This is a genomic window from Streptomyces pseudoechinosporeus (genome assembly GCF_054783935.1).
Map to the genome: position 1 here is coordinate 26,550 of NZ_BAAGPS010000005.1, position 20,329 is coordinate 46,878.

General features: G+C 68.0%; 14 protein-coding genes and 1 pseudogene. 9 read left to right on the forward strand and 6 right to left on the reverse strand.

All coding sequences use genetic code 11. The annotated features are described in order from the left end of the window. Positions 1–21: 21 nt before the first annotated feature. Together cseB and cseC are read left to right on the forward strand one after the other, a co-directional pair. Positions 22–738 carry a two-component system response regulator CseB gene (cseB, locus tag ACYVO6_RS06750; RefSeq protein ID WP_461058288.1) on the forward strand — a complete coding sequence of 239 codons (717 nt, stop codon included), beginning with the start codon at positions 22–24 and terminating at the stop codon, positions 736–738. Between the two features lie 70 nt (positions 739–808). Then, positions 809–2,107, forward strand: coding sequence for a two-component system sensor histidine kinase CseC (cseC, locus tag ACYVO6_RS06755; RefSeq protein WP_461058290.1), 1,299 nt, complete (start codon positions 809–811; stop codon positions 2,105–2,107). 225 nt (positions 2,108–2,332) lie between these two features. On the opposite strand, the gene ACYVO6_RS06760 is transcribed toward cseC, so the two are convergent. Then, positions 2,333–3,913, reverse strand: a complete 1,581-nt coding sequence (locus ACYVO6_RS06760) for an MDR family MFS transporter (protein WP_461058292.1) — start codon at positions 3,911–3,913, stop codon at positions 2,333–2,335. A gap of 152 nt (positions 3,914–4,065) precedes the next feature. Here ACYVO6_RS06760 and ACYVO6_RS06765 point away from each other — a divergent pair, with 152 nt between their 5' ends. Further along, on the forward strand, positions 4,066–4,647 hold the full coding sequence (locus ACYVO6_RS06765) for a TetR/AcrR family transcriptional regulator (protein ID WP_461058294.1): 582 nt from the start codon (positions 4,066–4,068) through the stop codon (positions 4,645–4,647). On the opposite strand, the gene ACYVO6_RS06770 is transcribed toward ACYVO6_RS06765, so the two are convergent. Continuing rightward, complete coding sequence (locus ACYVO6_RS06770; RefSeq protein WP_461058296.1) at positions 4,644–5,327, reverse strand: M23 family metallopeptidase; 684 nt, start codon at positions 5,325–5,327, stop codon at positions 4,644–4,646. The two genes, ACYVO6_RS06765 and ACYVO6_RS06770, sit on opposite strands and share 4 nt — an antisense overlap. 456 nt (positions 5,328–5,783) lie before the next feature. Between ACYVO6_RS06770 and ACYVO6_RS06775 the strand changes: the two genes are divergently transcribed. Continuing rightward, positions 5,784–8,789, forward strand: a complete 3,006-nt coding sequence (locus tag ACYVO6_RS06775; RefSeq protein WP_461058298.1) for an NACHT domain-containing protein — start codon at positions 5,784–5,786, stop codon at positions 8,787–8,789. Between the two features lie 31 nt (positions 8,790–8,820). On the opposite strand, the gene ACYVO6_RS06780 is transcribed toward ACYVO6_RS06775, so the two are convergent. Further along, positions 8,821–9,225 (reverse strand): ATP-binding protein, encoded by a 405-nt coding sequence (locus ACYVO6_RS06780; protein WP_461058300.1) that lies wholly within the window; start codon positions 9,223–9,225, stop codon positions 8,821–8,823. A 325-nt stretch (positions 9,226–9,550) separates the two neighbouring features. Between ACYVO6_RS06780 and ACYVO6_RS06785 the strand changes: the two genes are divergently transcribed. Both ACYVO6_RS06785 and ACYVO6_RS06790 read left to right on the forward strand, forming a co-directional pair. Next, positions 9,551–10,438 carry a helix-turn-helix domain-containing protein gene (locus tag ACYVO6_RS06785; RefSeq protein ID WP_461058302.1) on the forward strand — a complete coding sequence of 296 codons (888 nt, stop codon included), beginning with the start codon at positions 9,551–9,553 and terminating at the stop codon, positions 10,436–10,438. Between the two features lie 11 nt (positions 10,439–10,449). Continuing rightward, complete coding sequence (locus tag ACYVO6_RS06790; RefSeq protein ID WP_461058304.1) at positions 10,450–10,644, forward strand: DUF397 domain-containing protein; 195 nt, start codon at positions 10,450–10,452, stop codon at positions 10,642–10,644. 182 nt (positions 10,645–10,826) lie between these two features. Here the strand turns inward: ACYVO6_RS06790 and ACYVO6_RS06795 are convergent, their stop codons facing one another. Continuing rightward, positions 10,827–11,318: a helix-turn-helix domain-containing protein gene (locus ACYVO6_RS06795; protein WP_461058306.1), complete on the reverse strand. Its 492-nt coding sequence runs from the start codon at positions 11,316–11,318 to the stop codon at positions 10,827–10,829. Positions 11,319–11,512: 194 nt separating this feature from the next. Between ACYVO6_RS06795 and ACYVO6_RS06800 the strand changes: the two are divergent. Beyond that, a pseudogene (locus tag ACYVO6_RS06800) lies at positions 11,513–11,851 on the forward strand (STAS domain-containing protein); the annotation flags it as partial. 80 nt (positions 11,852–11,931) lie between these two features. Here the strand turns inward: ACYVO6_RS06800 and ACYVO6_RS06805 are convergent. Further along, positions 11,932–13,434 carry a carboxylesterase/lipase family protein gene (locus ACYVO6_RS06805; protein ID WP_461058308.1) on the reverse strand — a complete coding sequence of 501 codons (1,503 nt, stop codon included), beginning with the start codon at positions 13,432–13,434 and terminating at the stop codon, positions 11,932–11,934. A gap of 118 nt (positions 13,435–13,552) precedes the next feature. Here ACYVO6_RS06805 and ACYVO6_RS06810 point away from each other — a divergent pair, with 118 nt between their 5' ends. Together ACYVO6_RS06810 and ACYVO6_RS06815 are read left to right on the forward strand one after the other, a co-directional pair. Next, positions 13,553–16,681 (forward strand): NACHT domain-containing protein, encoded by a 3,129-nt coding sequence (locus tag ACYVO6_RS06810; protein ID WP_461058310.1) that lies wholly within the window; start codon positions 13,553–13,555, stop codon positions 16,679–16,681. Between the two features lie 190 nt (positions 16,682–16,871). Continuing rightward, a complete protein-coding gene (locus tag ACYVO6_RS06815; RefSeq protein WP_461058312.1) occupies positions 16,872–17,516 on the forward strand; it encodes an HAD family acid phosphatase in 645 nt (214 codons plus the stop codon). Between the two features lie 82 nt (positions 17,517–17,598). Here the strand turns inward: ACYVO6_RS06815 and ACYVO6_RS06820 are convergent, their stop codons facing one another. Beyond that, positions 17,599–20,124: an ATP-dependent Clp protease ATP-binding subunit gene (locus ACYVO6_RS06820; RefSeq protein WP_461058314.1), complete on the reverse strand. Its 2,526-nt coding sequence runs from the start codon at positions 20,122–20,124 to the stop codon at positions 17,599–17,601. Between the last annotated feature and the right edge of the window lie 205 nt (positions 20,125–20,329).

The following is a 20,329-nucleotide window of genomic DNA, read 5'->3' on the forward strand; positions in this document are numbered from 1 at the left end:
ACGGAGAACTGAGAGCACCGGATGGCAGAGCAGACCCACGTCCTGTTCGTCGAGGACGACGACGTCATCCGCGAGGCCACCCAGCTCGCGCTGGAGCGCGACGGCTTCGTGGTCACCGCCATGCCCGACGGACTGGCCGGCCTGGAGGCGTTCCGTGCGGACCAGCCCGACATCGCGCTCCTCGATGTGATGGTGCCGGGCCTGGACGGCGTCTCGCTGTGCCGCCGGATCCGTGACGAGTCCACGGTCCCGGTGATCATGCTGTCGGCCCGCGCCGACTCCATCGATGTCGTACTGGGCCTGGAGGCGGGCGCCGACGACTACGTCACCAAGCCCTTCGACGGGGCCGTCCTGGTCGCCCGTATCCGCGCGGTGCTGCGGCGCTTCGGGCACGCGAGCGGGCAGCGGGCCGCCGCCGAGGCCGAGCGTTCCTCGTCCGTCGACGGCGGTGTGCTGTCGTTCGGTGACGGCGAGCTGGAGATCGACACGGAGGGCATGGAGGTCCGCAGGGGCGGTACGCCGGTGGCGCTGACGCCCACCGAGATGCGGCTGCTCCTGGAGTTCTCGTCCGCCCCGGGGACCGTGCTTTCGCGCGACAAGCTGCTTGAGCGGGTGTGGGACTACGGCTGGGGCGGCGACACCCGCGTCGTCGACGTCCATGTGCAGCGGCTGCGTACGAAGATCGGCCAGGACCGGATCGAGACGGTCCGCGGTTTCGGCTACAAGTTGAGGGCCTGACCGGATCATGCGGGGGACGAGCAAGAATCCGAGCGGGACTCCGGAACGCCGCCGGAGATTCACGCGGCCGATGCTGCGTACGGGCCTCAGGTGGAAGCTCAGCGCGGCGATCGCCGCGGTCGGGGCGCTGGTGGCCATAGCTCTGAGCCTGGTCGTGCACAACGCCGCCCGGTACTCGATGCTCTCCAACGCGCGTGACCTGGCGGACGAGCGTGTGCAGATCGCGCAGCGGAACTACGAGACCTCCGGGCGGGCCAACTTCCCCGGCATCAAGATCGACGATCCGGACCTGCCGAAGGACCTGCTGGCGAAGGCCACGGCCGGCCGGCGGGCGACCTATGTGGCGGACGGACCCAGCGGAGTGCCCGACATCTGGGCCGCCGTACCGCTCAAGGACGGCCGGATCCTGTCGCTGCACACGGGGTTCACCGACCGCAGTGCCGCAGTGCTGGACGACCTTGACGAGGCGCTGCTGATCGGTTCGATCGTGGTCGTCTTCGGCGGCTGCGCGCTCGGCGTCCTCATCGGCGGCCAGCTCTCGCAGCGGCTGCGCAAGGCGGCCACGGCGGCCCGGCAGGTCGCGCGGGGCGAGACGGACGTACGGGTGCGGGACGCCATCGGCGGAGTCGTACGCGACGAGACCGATGACCTCGCGCGGGCCGTGGACGCGATGGCGGACGCGCTCAGCCGACGCCTGGAGGCCGAGCGTCGGGTGACCGCCGATATCGCGCACGAGCTGCGTACGCCGGTGACCGGGCTGCTCACGGCGGCCGAGCTGCTGCCGCCGGGGCGGCCGACGGAGCTCGTACGGGACCGGGCGCAGGCGATGCGTACGCTCGTCGAGGACGTCCTTGAGGTGGCGCGGCTGGACAGCGCGTCGGAGCGGGCCGAGCTGCAGGACATCCTGCTGGGCGAGTTCGTGGCCCGGCGGGTGGCGGCGCGGGACGCGGACATCAAGGTGCGGGTGGTGCACGAGTCGCAGGTCACCACCGACCCGCGGCGCCTGGAGCGGGTTCTCATCAACCTGCTGGTCAACGCCGCCAAGCACGGCAGGCCGCCCATCGAGGTCACGGTGGAGGGCCGGGTCATCCGCGTACGCGACCACGGGCCCGGCTTCCCCGAGGAGCTGCTCGCCGCCGGGCCGAGCCGCTTCCGCACCGGGAGCAAGGACCGGGCGGGCCACGGCCACGGCCTTGGCCTGACCATCGCGGCAGGCCAGGCCCGGGTGCTCGGCGCGCGGCTCACCTTCCGCAACGTACGCCCCGTGGCTGCGCCGGAGGACGTGCCCGCGGAGGGGGCGGTGGCGGTGCTGTGGCTGCCGGAGCACGCGCCGACGAATACGGGGAGCTATCCGATGCTGCCGGAGTAGGGCGTCTGTGCGGCACCCCGCTTCAGCACTTCCTCGGGGCTGCGCCCCTGGACCCCGCTGGGGGCTGCGCCCCCCAGACCCCCATCGGCCTGAACGCCTCGTCCTCAAACGCCGGACGGGCTGAAATCAGCCCGTCCGGCGTTTGAGGACGAGGGGGCCGGGGGCTGGCCCCCGAAACGGGGTCCGGGGCCAGGCCCCGGGACGGGTAAGGGCGGCGGGGCGAAATCAGACGGTCTCCGCCACCGTCCCCTTCGCCGAAACGTCGTCCCCCGCGTCCTCTCCCGCCTGCTGCGCCGCCCCCTTCAACGGCACCTCCTTCACGAACACCGCCGCCACCAGAGCGACAACAGCCACGACCGCCCCCAGCAGGAACGCCGTATGCGTACCGGAGGACACCGCATGCTTATAGGCCTCCTGAGCCGCCTCCGGCAGCCTCGCCATACTCGCCGCATCCAACTGCGCCGACTGCTCGGTGACCGCGGACCCCACTGCCCCGGCCCGCTCGGCCATCACATCCTGGACCCGGCTGTTGAACAGCGCCCCCATGATCGCGACCCCGAAGGACGCCCCGAGCGTACGGAACAGGGTCGTGGAGGAGGACGCGACGCCCATGTCCTTCATCTCGACGCTGTTCTGCGAGACCAGCATGGTGATCTGCATCAGACACCCCATGCCCGCGCCAAGGACCGCCATATACACACCGGACGTGACCCGCGACGTATCCGTGTCCATCTGCGCGAGCAGGAACAGCCCGACGACCATCAGCACACTGCCCACGACCGGGAACACCTTGTACCGCCCGGTGTTCGTGGTCACCCGCCCAGCGACCATCGACACGATGAGCATCGCCCCGAGCATCGGCAGCAACAGCAAGCCGGAGTTCGTCGCGGACGCCCCCTGCACGGACTGCTGATACAGCGGCAGGAACAGCACGGCCCCGAACATCACGAACCCGGTGATGAAGCCGATCACCGACATCAGCGAGAAGTTACGGCTGCGGAAGATGTGCAGCGGCATCACCGGCTCGGCCGCCTTGGTCTGCACGAAGACGAAGCCCACCAGCGCCGCGACCCCGATCGCGATCAGCTCCATGATCACGGCGGAGCCCCAGGCGTACTCGCTGCCACCCCACGTGGTGACCAGCACGATCGCGGTGATCCCCACGGCCAGCAGCCCGGCACCCAGGTAGTCGATCCGAGCCTGCGCCCGCTTCTTGGGCAGATGCAGTACGGCACTGATGGCGAGGAGCGCCACGGCGCCGAGCGGCAGGTTGATGTAGAAGGACCAGCGCCAGCCCCAGTTGTCGGTGATGGTGCCGCCGACGAGTGGACCGCCGATCATGGCGAGCGCCATCACGCCGGCCATCATGCCCTGGTACTTGCCGCGTTCCCGGGGCGGTATCAGATCGCCGATGATCGCCATGACGCCGACCATCAGACCCCCGGCACCGAGCCCCTGTACGGCCCGGAACCCGATCAACTGCCCCATGTCCTGGGCCATACCGCTCAGGGCCGACCCGATCAGAAAGAGCACGATCGAGGTCATGAAGACGCCCTTGCGCCCGTACATGTCGCCGAGCTTGCCCCAGATCGGGGTGGAGGCGGCGGTCGCGAGCGTGTACGCGGTGACGACCCACGACAGATGCTCGAGTCCGCCCAGTTCGCCGACGATGGTCGGCATGGCGGTCCCGATGATCATGTTGTCGAGCATCGCGAGCATCATCGCGATCATCAGCGCGCCCAGGACGACGCGTACGCTCCGGGGTTGCTTGCCCCCGTCGTCCACCACTGCCTCGGTGTCCGCCATTGTCCCCACTCCCCTGATGACCGCCCCGCTACTTACTTGCCGACCGGCAAGTTGACTACACTCGGAACGTAGGTCCGCAACTAGCCGGGCGTCAAGTAAGTTTTTCTTTACCCGCCTCTTTACCCACCTATGAAGCGCTAGGAGCAGCCACGATGGGCGCCAGCAGGCAGCAACGGGGACACACCCGCCAGCGCATCCAGGACGTGGCCCTCGAACTCTTCGCCGAGCAGGGCTACGAGAAGACGTCCCTGCGGGAGATCGCGGAGCGGCTGAACGTCACGAAGGCGGCGCTCTACTACCACTTCAGGACCAAGGAAGACATCCTCATCAGCCTGTTCCAGGATCTGACGAAGCCGATGGACGAGCTGATCGAGTGGGGCAAGCAGCAGCCGCGCACCCTGGAGACGAAGCGCGAGATCCTCAACCGTTACAGCGAGGCCCTCACCGAGGCGGCCCCCCTGTTCCGCTTCATGCAGGAGAACCAGGCGACCGTGCGTGAGCTGCGTTCCGGCGAGGACTTCAAGGACCGCATGCTCCGCATGGTGGACCTGCTCAGGGAGCCGGACGCCACGATGACCGACCAAGTCCGCACCGTCACCGCGCTGTTCTCCATGCACGCCGGGATGTTCGCCCTGCGGGACCTCGAAGGCGACCCCGAGGAGAAGCGCAAGGCCGTCCTCGAGGTCGCCACCGAACTGATCACCCAGGCCAACACTCCCAAGGAGTCCGCTTAGAGAGTGACGCCCTTGGTGCGCAGGAAGCGTACGGGGTCTATCGCGGAGCCGTAGTTGGCGGACGTACGGATCTCGAAGTGCAGGTGCGGACCGCTGGAGTTGCCGGTGTTGCCGGAGAGCCCGATGCGCTGACCGGTCGCGACGATCTGGCCGGCCTGCACCTCGACGCGCGACAGGTGGGCGTACTGCGAGTAGGTCCCGTTGCCGTGCCGGATCACGATGGCGTTGCCGTACGCGGGCCCGTCACCGGCGCCGTTGCCGCCGGCCTTGACGACGGTGCCGCCGTGCGTGGCGAAGACCTTGGTGCCGGAGGCGACGGCGAAGTCCTGGCCGGAGTGGGTCGAGTTCCACAGATTGCCGGCCTGGTTGAAGCTGGCGGAGAGCTTGTACTTCTGGACCGGGTCGACCCAGGAAGGCTTCGAGGCCTTCTTGACGGCGGCCTTCTTCGCGGCCTCGGCGACCTTGGCCTTCGACGCCGCCTCGCCCTGAGCCGCGGCCTGCTCCCGCACGGACGCCGCAGCGCTCCCCTGCACCGCCCCGGCGCTCGCCCCATTACCGGCGGCGACCGCGACCCCGGCCCCCAGCGCGACCGACACCCCCAGCCCGGCGGCCATGACAGCCGCCCGGGCACGGAGCGGGGACGTACGGAGAACGTGGGACTTGGTGATGCGCTGCGACATGGGGACTACCTCCGGAGGGATGGGCACGAACGCACCCGGCGCGCTGTCGATGCGCCGGGTGAGGTCCCTTGGTAACCCGCGATCCCGCTGTCCCACAAAAGGCTCATCTACGACTCAAAGTCGTACTTGACTCCGAAACTTCCACCTTCTTGACACGAACACCATCCCGTATTGAATCCTCCGTGTTTTCTACTGGAAGTCTGGTTTAACCCCACTTCACAGCCATCCGCTTGCGCCCGAACACGCCCCTCCGAGCCAGGTCCGGCCGACACCGAGGCGCCCACCCACCCCTCGACCCAAAGGTCCGTTTTGCCCCATCGCGCGTCACCACTACTCGCCCTAGTACCGGACAAATCGCCTGTGCGTCATGTCACCGATCGGCAAGATCCAGACGCTCTGGGATGTGACGCGCACTACGCTGAGCGGTCTGGTTCACGGCTCTCGGGGGGACGTCGCATGGATCCCGCGGTCATCGGCATGCGCCTGGCGTCAAGCGTGGTCGCTCCGCTGGTGAAGAAGCTGTTCCTAAGGGATGGCCCAGGCGCAGGGCTGGTCGACAGGCCCGTACGGCTGTCCGCGCTGGTGTCCTTCCGGGGCGAGCAGCGGACGCTGACGGAGAAGGACGTACGCAGGCTCGCCGCCTCTCTCGTACGGGAAGCGCTGGATTCGCCGGGCGAGCGCCCGTTCCCTGCAGACGAGGACACTGCGGTCACCGACGCCCTCGCCGACATGCTGCTTGCGCTGGGCGATCTGGACATGGACGACGTCCAGGCCGTGAATGTCGGCTACCGCCAGCTGGCCCGCAATCTGCACAGCCGCGCACCCACACGGGGACTGTCCGCGGACGCCTCCTACTTCCTGGACTCCCTCACGGAATGGGCCTGCGTCCACATCATCAACTTCTTTACCCAAAGATCCACCTTCGTGGCCCGCACACTGGTGGAGCAAAGCCGGGGTCAGACCGAACTCATCACCAAGCTGGATGAGTTGATCACGCGCACACCTCGGCAGGACGCCAGGGACACGGCCTTCGAGCGCCGTTATCTGTCACACATCGCCAAGAAGCACAGCAAGCTGCTGATCTATGGCATCGACCTGGTCAACTCGCCGGGGCGGTGGCCGCTTGACGCAGCGTATTTGAGTCTGGAGGCGACGGCCCAGGAGACATCGGAGATCAACGCCTTCTTACTCAGAGATGTCGAAGCAGGCCGCAATGCCGCAGAAGCGACTCACGCGGCAGCTCTCGCAGAACAGCAGGCCACTTCCCCCGACGAACGATGGGCCGCCCAGCGCAAAGCGCAGGATCTGGTCGCCGCCCTCGAGATATCCAGGGCCCGCTTCGCCGCTCTCCAGGGCCCCCAACCCGCCGACCAGGCCCTGACCCATCACGAACGCATCCTCCTGCGTGGCGAAGCTGGCTCCGGCAAGACGACCCTCGTCCAGTGGCTGGCCGTCTCCACCGCTCACCGGGACCTCGACGGACGCATGGCATACCTCTCAGGCCGCATCCCCTTCGTGCTCCCGCTTCGCACCCTGACCCGGCACGGCGAGCGCCTCCCCGCCCCCAAAGACTTCCTTGCGGCAGTGGGCTCGCCGCTCACCGGGGAGCAACCGGCCGGCTGGGAGGCCCGCGTGCTCACCACCAGCCGCGGCCTCGTCCTGATCGACGGCATCGACGAGGTCCCTGAAGGCGAGCGGGAGCGTGCCCACACTTGGCTGGCAGACCTGATCGACGCCTACCCGGGCAACCGCTGGCTGGTCACGTCCCGTCCGCCGGCCGTACGCGAGAATTGGCTCGCCGACGAGGGCTTCACCGAGTTCACACTCACGCCGATGCGGCCGGGAGACGTCGCGTCGTTCATCAGGCGCTGGCACAGGGCCGCGCGAACGGGCCAGCACGAGGAGGACGCAGGCATCGCCTCCTACGAGACCCAGCTCCTGCAAGCGGTCCGGGCCAAACCGGACCTAGGCCGCCTCGCCACCAACCCCCTGATGTGCGGCCTGATCTGCGCCCTGCACCGAGACCGCCGCGGGTTCCTCCCGCTCGGCCGCAAGGAGTTGTACGAGGCCGCGCTCACCATGCTGCTGGCCCGTCGCGACCGGGAGCGCGGCATGTCGGGTCCCGAGCTCAGGGAGGAGCCCCAGCTCCAAATCCTCCAGCGGCTCGCGTACTGGCTCATCAAAGACGGCCGCACGGAGATGGAGCGCGAGCGCGCGCTCGCCGAGATCGACAAGGCGCTCCCCGCCCTGCCGGAGATGGCCGCGCTGGGCAACGCCGAGACCGTACTGACGTACCTGGTCAACCGAAGCGGACTGCTGCGCGCGCCCTCCGCCGACACGATCGACTTCTGCCACCGCACCTTCCAAGACTTCCTGGGCGCCCGTGCGCTTCTGGACGAGGGCACTTTCGGGATGGTCTGCAAGCATGCGGCGGACGATCAGTGGGAGGACGTCATCCGCATGGCGGTGGCTCAGGGCCGTCCGCGTGATCGGGTACAGATCCTGCGCGAGCTGCTGCGCGACGGTTCTGTGCGGGCCCGGCTGCTGGCAGCGTCTTGTCTGGAGCAGGCCGCGGAACTGGATCCGGTGGTGCGTGCCGAGATCGAGCAGGGTGTCGCTCGGCTGGTCCCGCCCCCGAACCTGGAGTCGGTCCGTGAACTGGCCTCGATCGGTCCCCTCATCCTCGACCTCCTGCCCGGCCCCAAGCAGCTAGCGGGTATGCATGAGCAGAGGGATGCCAATACCCACGAGCTGGCACACCTGTGTGTCATCACGGCCTCCCTGATCGGAATCGACGCGGCGATCCCATACCTGGCACGCTTCAGCAAGCACCCTTCCTGGGAGGTGCGCAAGCAACTCGCCGGAGCCTGGCACCGGTTCGACACGGAGACGTACGGCCGTGAGGTCATCGCCCGCCTCCGCTACGACGACCTATACCTCGTCGCCTACTCCCCCGCGGAACTCCGCGCCCTGCGCGACATGGGCGGTCGCCCCTGGATGCAATTGGAGGGCGACTTCCCAGCCGAAGCGCTCTTGGCCGACCTGGACCCCGAACAGCTCAGCCGCCTCGACCTGCGCGGAACCGTCTCCGACATGTCCGCACTGGCTCAGTTCTCTCGACTGAAGACCCTCTACATCACGGACTGCCCGGACGACGCCCCGCTGACAGGGCTGCAAGAGCTGCCGGAGCTGTACCAGCTGGGGCTGCGGGCACAGCATGCCGCCGCGGCCGCCCGAGCGGGCCTCGTCCTCCCCCAGGTTGGCACCCTCTACGTCTACGACCTCAAAACTGACGTACAGCTAACGCCTCTCCCACATGCTTTCCCGTCCCTCGATATCCTCCGTGTGTTCATTCAGCCGGGACACGACCGCCGCGTGAACCGCGATCGCCTCTCCGCCCTGTTCCCGAACACCTCAGTACGCGTGACCGATTTGGCACGCCAGGACACCAATCACGAGTAGCAGCTCGGCGGTCAAGGCCCCGTGACCGCAGTCAACTCGCCTCAGGCTGCGCCCGCCCGCAGTCGAGCCGAAACCACACCCCCTTCCCCGGCTCGACTTCGGTTACCCCGAACCCATCCGCGAGCGAGGCCACGAGCAGCAGCCCGCGCCCGCCCTCCGCGTCGCCACCAACCCGCCCCTGTGGACAGGGGTGCACTGGATTCCGGTCGTACACGGCGACGCGAACTCCCCCATACTCGACGGTGGTTCTAATGTGCACCTCGCCCCGCACGTGCTGATGCACGTTGGTCACCAGCTCGGATGTGCACAGGGCAGCGGTATCAGCTAGCTCCCCGAGCCCGAGGGTCTCCAATGTGGAACGTACGAAATCCCGGCAGACCTTGGGCGAGGTCACGATGGCAGGGGTGAACAGGGTGTAAGTGAGCGGAAGTTCCATGGCTGACGCCTCCAAGGTGGTGTGACACGGACGCAGGAATCTGGACTAGAAGGACTGCCTCGTCGACCGACGCCGGCCGCGGTGTCTCTGCCGCCCCATGGGCGCGCCCCGCCCGGTACGGGGTCGCTGATCAGCGGTGCACTTCCGCGACACGGCGTCCGTGTACGCATACGTCGACGCCGAGGCTTCCGACATCACTGCGTGAGCGTCGCCGCACTCAACGTAGCGAATGCAGGGTTACTTGTTCAACCTGAACTTCAACCTTGCTGGACCCTGCGCCCTCACCCCGGCAAACTGATCCCCACCTCATCGAGGAGAGACCGCGTTGGCTTTGCGTACCCGCCCCACCGCCCGGCAGCTACGACTGGGCGCCGAGCTCAAGAAGTTGCGCGAGCAGGCCGGAATGACCCTGAACGAGGCCGGAGCCGTCATCGGGATGGGTCGCGTGCACCTCACCCACGTCGAGAGTGGCCGAACTCCCCTCGCATCTGACCGCATGCGTACCCTCTGCACGACATATGGGGTCACTAGTTCAACCTACGTCGAGAGCCTCGTGAGCCTGGCCGAAGCCAGCGGCAAAGGCTGGTGGAGCTCCTATCGGGACCAACTCCCTGCTTCGGCCCTCGACTTGGCCGAGCTGGAGGAGGCCTCCACCGAACTCCGCTCGTACGAGTCACTGTTCCTGCCCGGGTTGTTCCAGGTGTCGGCGTACACCCGCTCCATCTTCGAGGCGAGCGATGCCGTGCGCACCACAGCCGAGATCGAAGCCGCGGTGCACTTCCGTCAGGAACGTCAACGCATCCTCACCGCCGACCAGCCCGCTCACCTTCACGCTGTGATCCACGAAGCCGCGCTCCACATGCGCTTCGGCGGCACATCAGTCATGCGCGAGCAACTGCTGAGGCTCGTCGAACTGGCCGAACTTCCCCACGTGACCATCCAGTTCGTGCCGTTCACCGCCGTCGCGGTCTCGGCGCTGACCACGCCGTTCTGCCATATCGCCTCGCACGGCGGCGAGCTCGAGACCGTACTCATGGAGCACCCGGCGCAGTCGATGTTTCTGCACGGCACCGACGAAGTCACCAAGTACCGCCGCCAGTTCGACCGCCTCAGCACCGCAGCCCTCCCACCCATCGACGCCACGGTGATCCCGGTAAGGCACGCGGCCAAGGACTCACTCAGCCTCGTACAACACATCCTGTACACCCTCTAGGGAGCACCAGCATGTCCGCCCTCGACTGGCAGAAGTCATCCTTCAGCGGCGACCAGGCCAACTGCCTCTACGTCGCCGCCACCCCCGCCGGCACCGTCCACCTCCGCGAAAGCGACACCCCCGACACCATCCTCACCACCACCCCCACCGCCCTGGCCGCCCTCATACGAACACTCGCTCCAGCCTCACCCGTTCGGGTGACATGAAACGGTTCGCCCCCGCGTAAAGATCACCGTGCGCAAGCCTCACCTCATGCACGAGAACGTCGAGGCCCTGCCCTCCTGGCACAAGATGGCCCGCACCCGGCCGGAGCCAAATAGTGCAGCAGCCTGCTGCACTATTGCCGTGGGGCCACCCGCAGCTTCGAACCGCGTTCCCATCGGAGCGCTCAGCGCTGCGACGACCGCATTGCTTCACCGGATCGTTCGGACGCCGCTGCCCCGCTCCCTGCTGTCACACCAGCAACCTGCTCCGCCACCGCCCCGATCTTCGCCAGCCGAGCCAGCGTGGGCCTCGACAGAACCTCCCCTATGTCATGCAGGGCCACGATCAGCTCGTCGACCCCGTCCAAGGGCGCGTCCTTGCCCGCGTACAGGAGGATCCCTCGGTACTCCTCGGGCGAGATGGTCCGGCCCGGCAGTTCGATCTGCTCCGCTTCCGCGAGGAACAGCGCGGGGACCGAGGTGTCCAGGGCCAGGGCGATGGCGGTCAGCTCGGCTGCCGTGAAGGCGCGGCGGCCCCGTTCGGCCTGGTGGACGGCCTGGCGGCTCCAGGGGCGGTCGAGATACTGGCCCATCGCCTCGCCCAGTTCCGTCAGCGACAGCCGTCGCGCCTCCCTGAAGCGTGCGATCTGCTTTCCGATGGCCTCTTCGACCCGCACCCGTGCTCCCTCGCGTCATCCCCCACAATCCGCAACGTCATCCTTCATGATGACAGCGAAAGTCCACCATTGACAAGGCTCACTACTCGTCCTAGCGTAGTTCCACACGACTCGCTGTCATTCCACGCAATGACGCCGCAGCGACTGCACAGTGACCACTCGATGACGACCCAACGCCCACACGGGAGACCGACGTGCGTGATTTACACCTGAACTCCCTCACCGCCGGCGGCAACTGCGCCGTCCTCCAGGTCGCCGGCGAAATCGACGTCTATACGGCTCCGACGCTGCGCGGAGGCATCATCGATCTCCTCGACAAGGATGTCGTCCACGTCATCGCGGACATGCGAAACGTCGATTTCCTGGACTCGACCGGCCTGGGCGCCCTCGTCGGCAGCCTCAAGCGACTGCGCACCCGCGAAGGCTCACTCAGGCTCGTGATCGACAGCGACCGTATCCACCGCATCTTCCGGATCACCGGACTCGACCGCGTCTTCTCCATCCACTCCTCGCTCCATGAGGCGATCACTGCCGACGGACACTGGCGAGCGGCCGTAGAAGGCGGCGGCCACAGCATCGAAGAGTGGTGCCGACAGCACGAGTTGCTCCCGGACTAGCCCTCCAGCGGCAACGCCCCAAACGCATGCCCCCGCCAAACCCCCCGCGACCCCTCCTCCGGATACGCCGCCACAGCCGGACTCGTATCGAAGAGCTGGACGAGCCGCCGCTCCAGGTCGTACGCGGGCCAGCCGGGCCCCTCGCCCGACGCGAACCCCGTCCACGCGGAGCGGAAGCGCGCGGACAGCTCCTCCGCCTCCGCAGGCGGCGTCTCGCCGAGCAGCATCGCGGGCAGACCCCCGCTCAAGTTGCCGAACACCAGCGGCACATCCAGCCCATGGCAGGCGCCGAGCCCTCCGCCCATACCCGGCGCGGACCACGTCAGCTCGTAGAAGTGCGCACGTCCACCCGCCTCGACCTGCGCCTCGGCCAGCCGCAGCGACGGCATACGGAACAGCCAGTCGGAGTTGACGAGTTCGTACAGTTCCTCGGGGCCGGCGTCCGGGAACGCGGCCCGGTACGCATCCTCCCTACCGGGAGCGAACACCCCCAGCGCCACAGCCGCCTGCTCCTCCGTCACCTCACCGAGCATCCCGCCGAGCGCCATGAACAGCCGGAACTCGTCACGCGTGTGCCCGACGACGAGCTCGGTCTCCCGCCCGGCCCCGGAGGCCAGCGCCTGCCACGGGTCGACCGGCAGAACCTCTCCGTCGACGACCGGCGCGACCGGTATCGACGTATGCGCCACCGGCCCCCACCGCTCCGCGAACCGGTGCATGGAAGCACCCACCGCATCCGCCGCGGCGGGCAGCCGACTCGGCGCCACCGAGCCCAGCTCGGCCACCGTCGGCCGCAGCCCCAGCTCATCGGCGAAAGCACGGGTGAAATCGGCCGCGAGCTCGGCCGAGAAGAACGTACCGGGCACACTCTGCGCGACAGCCCGCCGAAAGAGCCCGGCCGCGCGCGGCATCGCCAGCAGCGCGGCCACCGATCCGGCCCCCGCGGACTCGCCGAACACCGTGACCTGGTCCGGATCGCCGCCGAAAGCCCGGATGTTCTCGCGCACCCACTCCAGCGCGGCGACCTGATCGAGCAGCCCCCGGTTGGCCGGCGCCCCCTCGATGAGCCCGAACCCCTCGATCCCCACCCGGTAGTTGAGCGTCACCACGACCACGCCCTCGCGCGCCAGCCGCCCGCCGTCGTACTCGGGCAGACTGGACATCCCGATGCTGTACGCACCCCCGTACAGCCACACCATCACCGGCAGCCCGGCACCCGAACCCGGGTCGGACGTCCACACGTTGAGCGTCAGCCAGTCGTCACCCGTGTCCTGGGACAGCGCGTCCATTCCGAACGCCGACGCCTGCGGAGGCGGCGGCCCGTACGCCACAGCTTTCCGTACGCCGTCCCAGCCCCGAACGGCCCGTGGCGCCCCGAACCGCAGCGCACCGACCGGCGGCTGAGCGAAGGGAATCCCGCGGAACACCGCAAGCCCCGCCTCCCCTTCCCCTCGCAGCACCCCTGCTGTCGTACGGACTTCGGGTTCGTCGGCGCTCATCGCGGCTCCCTCTGAAGGCAGGTCGGACACCGCGGATCCTCCCGCGACCGTGCCTCCGGAGCCAATGCATTTACCAGCTACGCTGATCACCCACCCGCCATGCCCTCGGGGGAGCGACATGGAACCAGCGTCCGTAGGCGTCCGGTTGGCGTCGAGCGTGATCAGCCCGCTCGTCAGAAAGCTGTTCGTGACGGAGGGTCCGGGAGCGGCCCTGGTCGACAAGCCCGTACGCATCTCGGCGTACGTCTCCTTCACCGGCGAGAAACGGTCCCTGACCGAGAAGGACGTCACCAAGCTCGCCGCCGAGCTGGTCAAACGCGCCCTGAAGAGCGGCGAACGCCCCCTCCGCGCCGACGAGGAGCAGGCCGTGGTCCACGCACTGGCCGACACCCTCCACGCCCTCGGCGACCTCACCATGACGGACGTACAGGCAGTGGAGCTCGGCCACTCGGGCCTCGCTCTCCACCTGCGCCAGGCCGCCGGAAATCCCGACCGTGACCTCGCCTTCGACTCGGCGCTCTTCTACGAGCGACTCCTCGACACGGCCTGCCTGCACATCCTGCACTTCTTCACGCAGCGATCGACGTTCGTACCCCGCACGCTCGTCGAGCAGACCCGTCGCCAGGTCGAACTCATCGCGAAAATAGACGAGTTGCTGGCACGGACTCCGCTTCCCGGCAGAGCAGACGAGGTCTTCGAACAGCGCTACCTCGCATACGTGGCGACCAGACACAGCCAACTCACCATCTACGGCATCGACTTGGCCAACTCCCCCGATCGCTGGCCCCTGGACGCCGCGTACCTCACACTCCAGGCCCTGCGCCCCACCGACGACCAGGAGCGGGAAGGCGGCGGCTATATCGCCTCGACCGGCAGCCCGCTCCCTGCCGAAGAGGCCTTCGCCGACCACGACTTGGTCCTGCTGCGCGGCGTGGCGGGCTCGGGCAAGACGACGCTGGTGCAGTGGCTCGCCGTGACGGCGGCGCGGGGCGAGCGCGGGGACCGCGTCCCCTTCGTACTGCCGCTGCGTACGCTCGTCCGCCGCGCCGACGGACTGCCCGCGCCCGCCGACTTCCTGGCCGCTACCCGCGTCCCCTTCCACGGCGCGGCCCCGGACGGCTGGCCGGACCGGGTGCTGACGGCGGGCCGCGGGCTGCTGCTCGTGGACGGTATCGACGAGATCCCGGAACCCGACCGCGAGCGCACCCGCCGCTGGCTGCGCGACCTGATCGACGCCTACCCGGGCAACCAGTGGCTGGTCACCTCGCGCCCCTCGGCCGTACGCGAGGACTGGCTCGCCGCGGACGGCTTCACCGAACTCGCCCTCTCGCCGATGAACCCCACCGACGTGGCCGCGTTCATCGAGCGCTGGCACACGGCGGCCCGCATCGACGCCCCCGACCCGGAACGCCTCACCGCGTACGAGACCTCCCTCCTGGAGGCCGTACGCACCAAGCCGGACCTGGGCCAACTCGCCACCAATCCCCTGATGTGCGGCCTGATCTGCGCCCTGCACCGCGACCGGCGCGGCTATCTCCCGCACGGGCGGCAGGAGTTGTACGACGCCGCTCTCTCCATGCTCCTCGCACGCCGCGACCAGGAACGCGACATGATGCCCGAGGCGCCGAAGGACGGCATCCGGCTCACCGAACTCCCGCAGATCCAGCTCCTCCAGCGCCTGGCCTACTGGCTGATCCGCAACAACCGGCTGGAGATGGACCGCGAGCGCGCCGAACGGATCATCGCGGACGCCCTGCCGTCCCTGCCGGCCGTCGCGAGCCAGGGGGACGCCCCCGCGATCTACCGCTATCTCCTCATCCGCAGCGGACTCCTGCGCGAACCCGCCCTGGGCACCGTCGAGTTCGTCCACCGCACCTTCCAGGACTACCTCGGCGCGAAGGCGGCGGTGGAGGACGGCGACTTCGGGCTCCTGGTCCGGAACGCGTCCGACTCCCAGTGGTCGGACGTGATCCGCATGGCGGTGGCCCATGCGCGGCCTCGCGAACGGGCCGTATTTCTGGACGACTTGCTCAACTCAGCCTCGGCCGACCACATCGGCCGCGGCGCCCGTGCCCGCATCCGGCTCCTCGCCCTCGCCTGCCTCGAACACGCCACCGAACTCGACCCGAAGGTCCGGGCCGCCGTGGAGGAACAGGCGGCCACGCTACTCCCACCGCGTACGACGGAGGAGGCCAAGGAGCTGGCCTCCGTGGGTCCGTTCGTCCTGGAGCTGCTCCCCGGCCCGGAGGGCCTGTCCGATGCGGAGGCCAGGGCAGTGGTGGTCACCGCCTCGCTCATCGGCACGGACGCGGCCGTCCCGGTCCTGGCCCGCTTCCGCACGCACGCATCCCTCTCGGTGCGCGCCCAACTCTCCTGGACCTGGAAGCGGTTCGACACCGAGCAGTACGCTGCCGACGTCATCGCCCATCTACTGCCGGACGAGCTCAACTTCGTCGCCCACTCGATCGCCCAGCTGCGCGCCCTGCACTCCCTCGGCGGCCGACCCCAAGTACAGGTCATGGGGGACATCGAGTCGGCGGAACTGAGCTCCTGGCTCGTGCCGGACGAAACACGCCAGCTCGCCCTGCGGAACAACCAGAAGCTGCGCGACCTGAGCTTCGTTTCGCGGCTGAGCAGGCTCGACTACCTGGACATCAGCAGGAGTCCGTACGTGGACGACCTGGCGCCCTTGGCCGAACTGCCGCTGAAATGGCTGGCACTGGACGTTATGGAGGGCCTGGAGAGGCCGGAGGCGCTGGCCGCGCTTTCGGCCTCGGCCACCCTACGCGATTTCGACATCGGCGTTCCTCTCCACGGCGATTCCGTCGATGCCGCACTTCCCGAGCTACCGCTGACGTATCTGCGATTCACCAAGAATGCCCTCGAGTTCACCGGACTGCGCGGACTGCGTCATATGCGCTCGGTGAAGACGTTGAGCCTGGCTCGTCTCTTCGAACCGCTCACCCCCGAGGACTACCAAGAGGTCGCACTGCTCCCGGAGCTGACGCAATTGCGCCTCAACTGGACCGCGGTCCCATGGACCGAGGGACCCGTCCTGCCAGGCATTAGGCACCTTCACTTCAACAATTTCACCGGAAACGAAGATCTCTCGGCGGTACCGGCTTTGTTTCCAGGGTTGGAGTCGGTCTCATTCCTCCTCGCCCAGGAGGCGACGGAGGTCCCGGAGCACGTCCTCGCGCTCTTGCCCGGAACGCACACCGTCCGGAAACACCACATCGCGCAGTAGCCCGGCGCAGCCCAGCACCGACCCCTAGCCCAACTCCACTTGGGCACCCTACAGTTACCAGCCGGTAATACCTTGGCCTCCCTGTGGCCTCACACGCCCGTGACGATGCAGCGCGACCCATGTCCCGCAGTGCTTCGCGCAGCGCTCCGCGCGGTGCTCCAACGCGATTCAGACGCGAGAGGAACCCCCCATGACAGGAAGAAGCTTCAAGCGCCTCATCGGCGTGACCGCCGCCGCCACGGCCGTCGCGGCGGCCCTGATCACCCCGGCCGCCGCCGCGAGCCCGGCAGCGGCACCGGCCGCGGCCACCACCGCCACCACCGCCGCGGCGGCGGCGGCCGACGTCGACTACGACACCTGGCAGAAGGACTGCCAGGCGGTCATGGACGAGGCACTCCCGTACCTCAAGCAGCGCATCGCCGACGCCGCTGCAGGCGAGAAGCAGGCGATCGTCTTCGACATCGACAACACCACGCTGGAGACCGACTTCGGCTTCAGCTACCCGTCGCCGGCCAACGCGCCCGTCCTCGAAGTCGCCAAGTACGCCCAAGACCACGGCGTCGCCCTGTTCTTCGTCACCGCGCGCCCGGACATCATCGCCTCCGTGACCGACTACAACCTCAAGCACGTCGGCTACAAGGTGTCCGGGCTCTATGTCCGCAACTTCGGCGATCTCTTCAGGGACAAGGCCGAGTACAAGACCGCCAAGCGCGCGGAGATCGAGGCCAAGGGCTACACGATCATCGCGAACATAGGCAACACCCCCACCGACCTCTCCGGCGGCCACGCGGAGAAGACGTACAAGCTGCCGGACTACGACGGGCAGTTGTCGTAAGCACCCCATGGGCATGCGAAGGGGGCCGGTGCTTACAAAGCACCGGCCCCCTTCTTCGACTCTCGGCTCAACCCCCGGAGGGTCAGGCCTCCTTGCTCAGGTTGGGACCAGCCCCACCAGCGGCCTGCTCGATCGGCGGGACGTCCGGCAGCGCCGCCTTCTCCTCGCCGCGGAAGGTGAAGGTCTTGGTCTCGCCCTCGCCCTCCGTGTCGACGACCACGATGTGACCGGGACGCAGCTCGCCGAAGAGGATCTTCTCCGACAGGCTGTCCTCGACCTCACGCTGGATCGTGCGACGCAGCGGACGCGCGCCGAGCACGGGGTCGTAACCCTTCTTGGCCAGCAGCTCCTTCGCGGACTGGGAGAGCTCGATGCCCATGTCCCGGTCCTTGAGGCGCTCGTCGACCTTGCCGATCATCAGGTCGACGATCGCGAGGATGTCGGCCTGGGTCAGCTGCGGGAAGACGACCACGTCGTCCACGCGGTTGAGGAACTCGGGGCGGAAGTGCTGCTTCAGCTCGTCCGAGACCTTGTTCTTCATCCGCTCGTAGTTGGACTTCGTGTCGCCCTGGGCGGCGAAGCCCAGGTTGAAGCCCTTGGAGATGTCCCGGGTGCCGAGGTTGGTCGTCATGATGATGACCGTGTTCTTGAAGTCCACGACCCGGCCCTGGGAGTCGGTCAGGCGACCGTCCTCCAGGATCTGCAGCAGCGAGTTGAAGATGTCCGGGTGGGCCTTCTCGACCTCGTCGAACAGGACGACCGAGAACGGCTTACGGCGGACCTTCTCCGTGAGCTGACCGCCCTCTTCGTAGCCCACGTAACCGGGAGGCGAACCGAAGAGACGGGAGACCGTGTGCTTCTCGCTGAACTCCGACATGTCGAGGGAGATCAGCGCGTCCTCGTCACCGAAGAGGAACTCGGCGAGCGCCTTGGACAGCTCGGTCTTACCGACACCGGACGGACCGGCGAAGATGAACGAACCACCGGGACGCTTCGGGTCCTTGAGGCCCGCGCGCGTACGCCGGATCGCCTTCGAGAGCGCCTTGACGGCGTCCGTCTGGCCGATGACCCGCTTGTGGAGCTCGTCCTCCATGCGCAGCAGGCGGCTCGACTCCTCCTCGGTCAGCTTGAAGACCGGGATGCCGGTGGCGGTCGCGAGGACCTCGGCGATCAGCTCGCCGTCGACCTCGGCGACGACGTCCATGTCGCCGGCCTTCCACTCCTTCTCCCGCTTGGCCTTGGCGGCCAGGAGCTGCTTCTCCTTGTCACGGAGAGAGGCGGCCTTCTCGAAGTCCTGCGAGTCGATCGCGGACTCCTTGTCGCGGCGCACGCCCGCGATCTTCTCGTCGAACTCGCGGAGGTCCGGCGGCGCGGTCATCCGGCGGATACGCATCCGGGAGCCGGCCTCGTCGATCAGGTCGATCGCCTTGTCCGGCAGGAAGCGGTCCGAGATGTACCGGTCGGCCAGCGTCGCGGCCTGGACGAGGGCCTCGTCCGTGATGGACACACGGTGGTGCGCCTCGTAACGGTCGCGCAGGCCCTTGAGGATCTCGATGGTGTGCGGCAGCGACGGCTCCGCGACCTGGATGGGCTGGAAGCGGCGCTCGAGCGCGGCGTCCTTCTCCAAGTGCTTGCGGTACTCGTCGAGCGTGGTGGCACCGATGGTCTGGAGCTCACCGCGGGCCAGCATCGGCTTCAGGATCGAAGCGGCGTCGATGGCGCCCTCGGCGGCACCCGCACCGACCAGCGTGTGCAGCTCGTCGATGAACAGGATGATGTCGCCGCGGGTGCGGATCTCCTTGAGCACCTTCTTCAGGCGCTCCTCGAAGTCACCGCGGTAACGGGAGCCGGCGACCAGCGCGCCCAGGTCCAGGGTGTAGAGGTGCTTGTCCTTGAGGGTCTCGGGCACCTCACCCTTGACGATGGCCTGCGCCAGGCCCTCGACGACGGCGGTCTTGCCGACGCCGGGCTCGCCGATGAGCACGGGGTTGTTCTTCGTACGACGGGACAGCACCTGCATGACCCGCTCGATCTCCTTCTCGCGCCCGATGACCGGGTCGAGCTTGGACTCACGAGCGGCCTGGGTGAGGTTCCGGCCGAACTGGTCGAGGACCAGGGACGTCGAGGGGGTGCCCTCGGCAGGCCCACCTGCGGCGGCGGTCTCCTTGCCCTGGTAGCCGGAGAGCAGCTGGATGACCTGCTGCCGCACCCGGTTGAGATCTGCGCCCAGCTTGACCAGGACCTGGGCGGCGACGCCCTCGCCCTCACGGATCAGGCCGAGCAGAATGTGCTCCGTGCCGATGTAGTTGTGGCCCAGCTGAAGGGCCTCGCGGAGCGACAGCTCCAGGACCTTCTTGGCACGGGGGGTGAAGGGGATGTGCCCGGACGGGGCCTGCTGCCCCTGCCCGATGATCTCCTCCACCTGCTGGCGGACCGCCTCGAGCGAAATCCCGAGGCTCTCCAGGGCCTTAGCGGCGACACCCTCACCCTCGTGGATCAGGCCCAGGAGGATGTGCTCGGTGCCGATGTAGTTGTGGTTGAGCATCCGGGCTTCTTCCTGAGCCAGGACGACAACCCGCCGCGCGCGGTCGGTGAACCTCTCGAACATCGTTAATCGCTCCTCAGAGCGGTCAGGCAGTAAGGGGACGCTCCCCTCCCTGTCCTTCCGCAGCTTAGTCCCGCAAGCGGGGACCGCTCATTCCATCTGCCGACACCCGTCCCTGGCCTCCCAATCGCCGAACGCCGACATCTGCTCCAACTCAAGCGTGCGAGACGATGTTCCCGCAGGCCAGGCAGATACCCTCACCATCTGT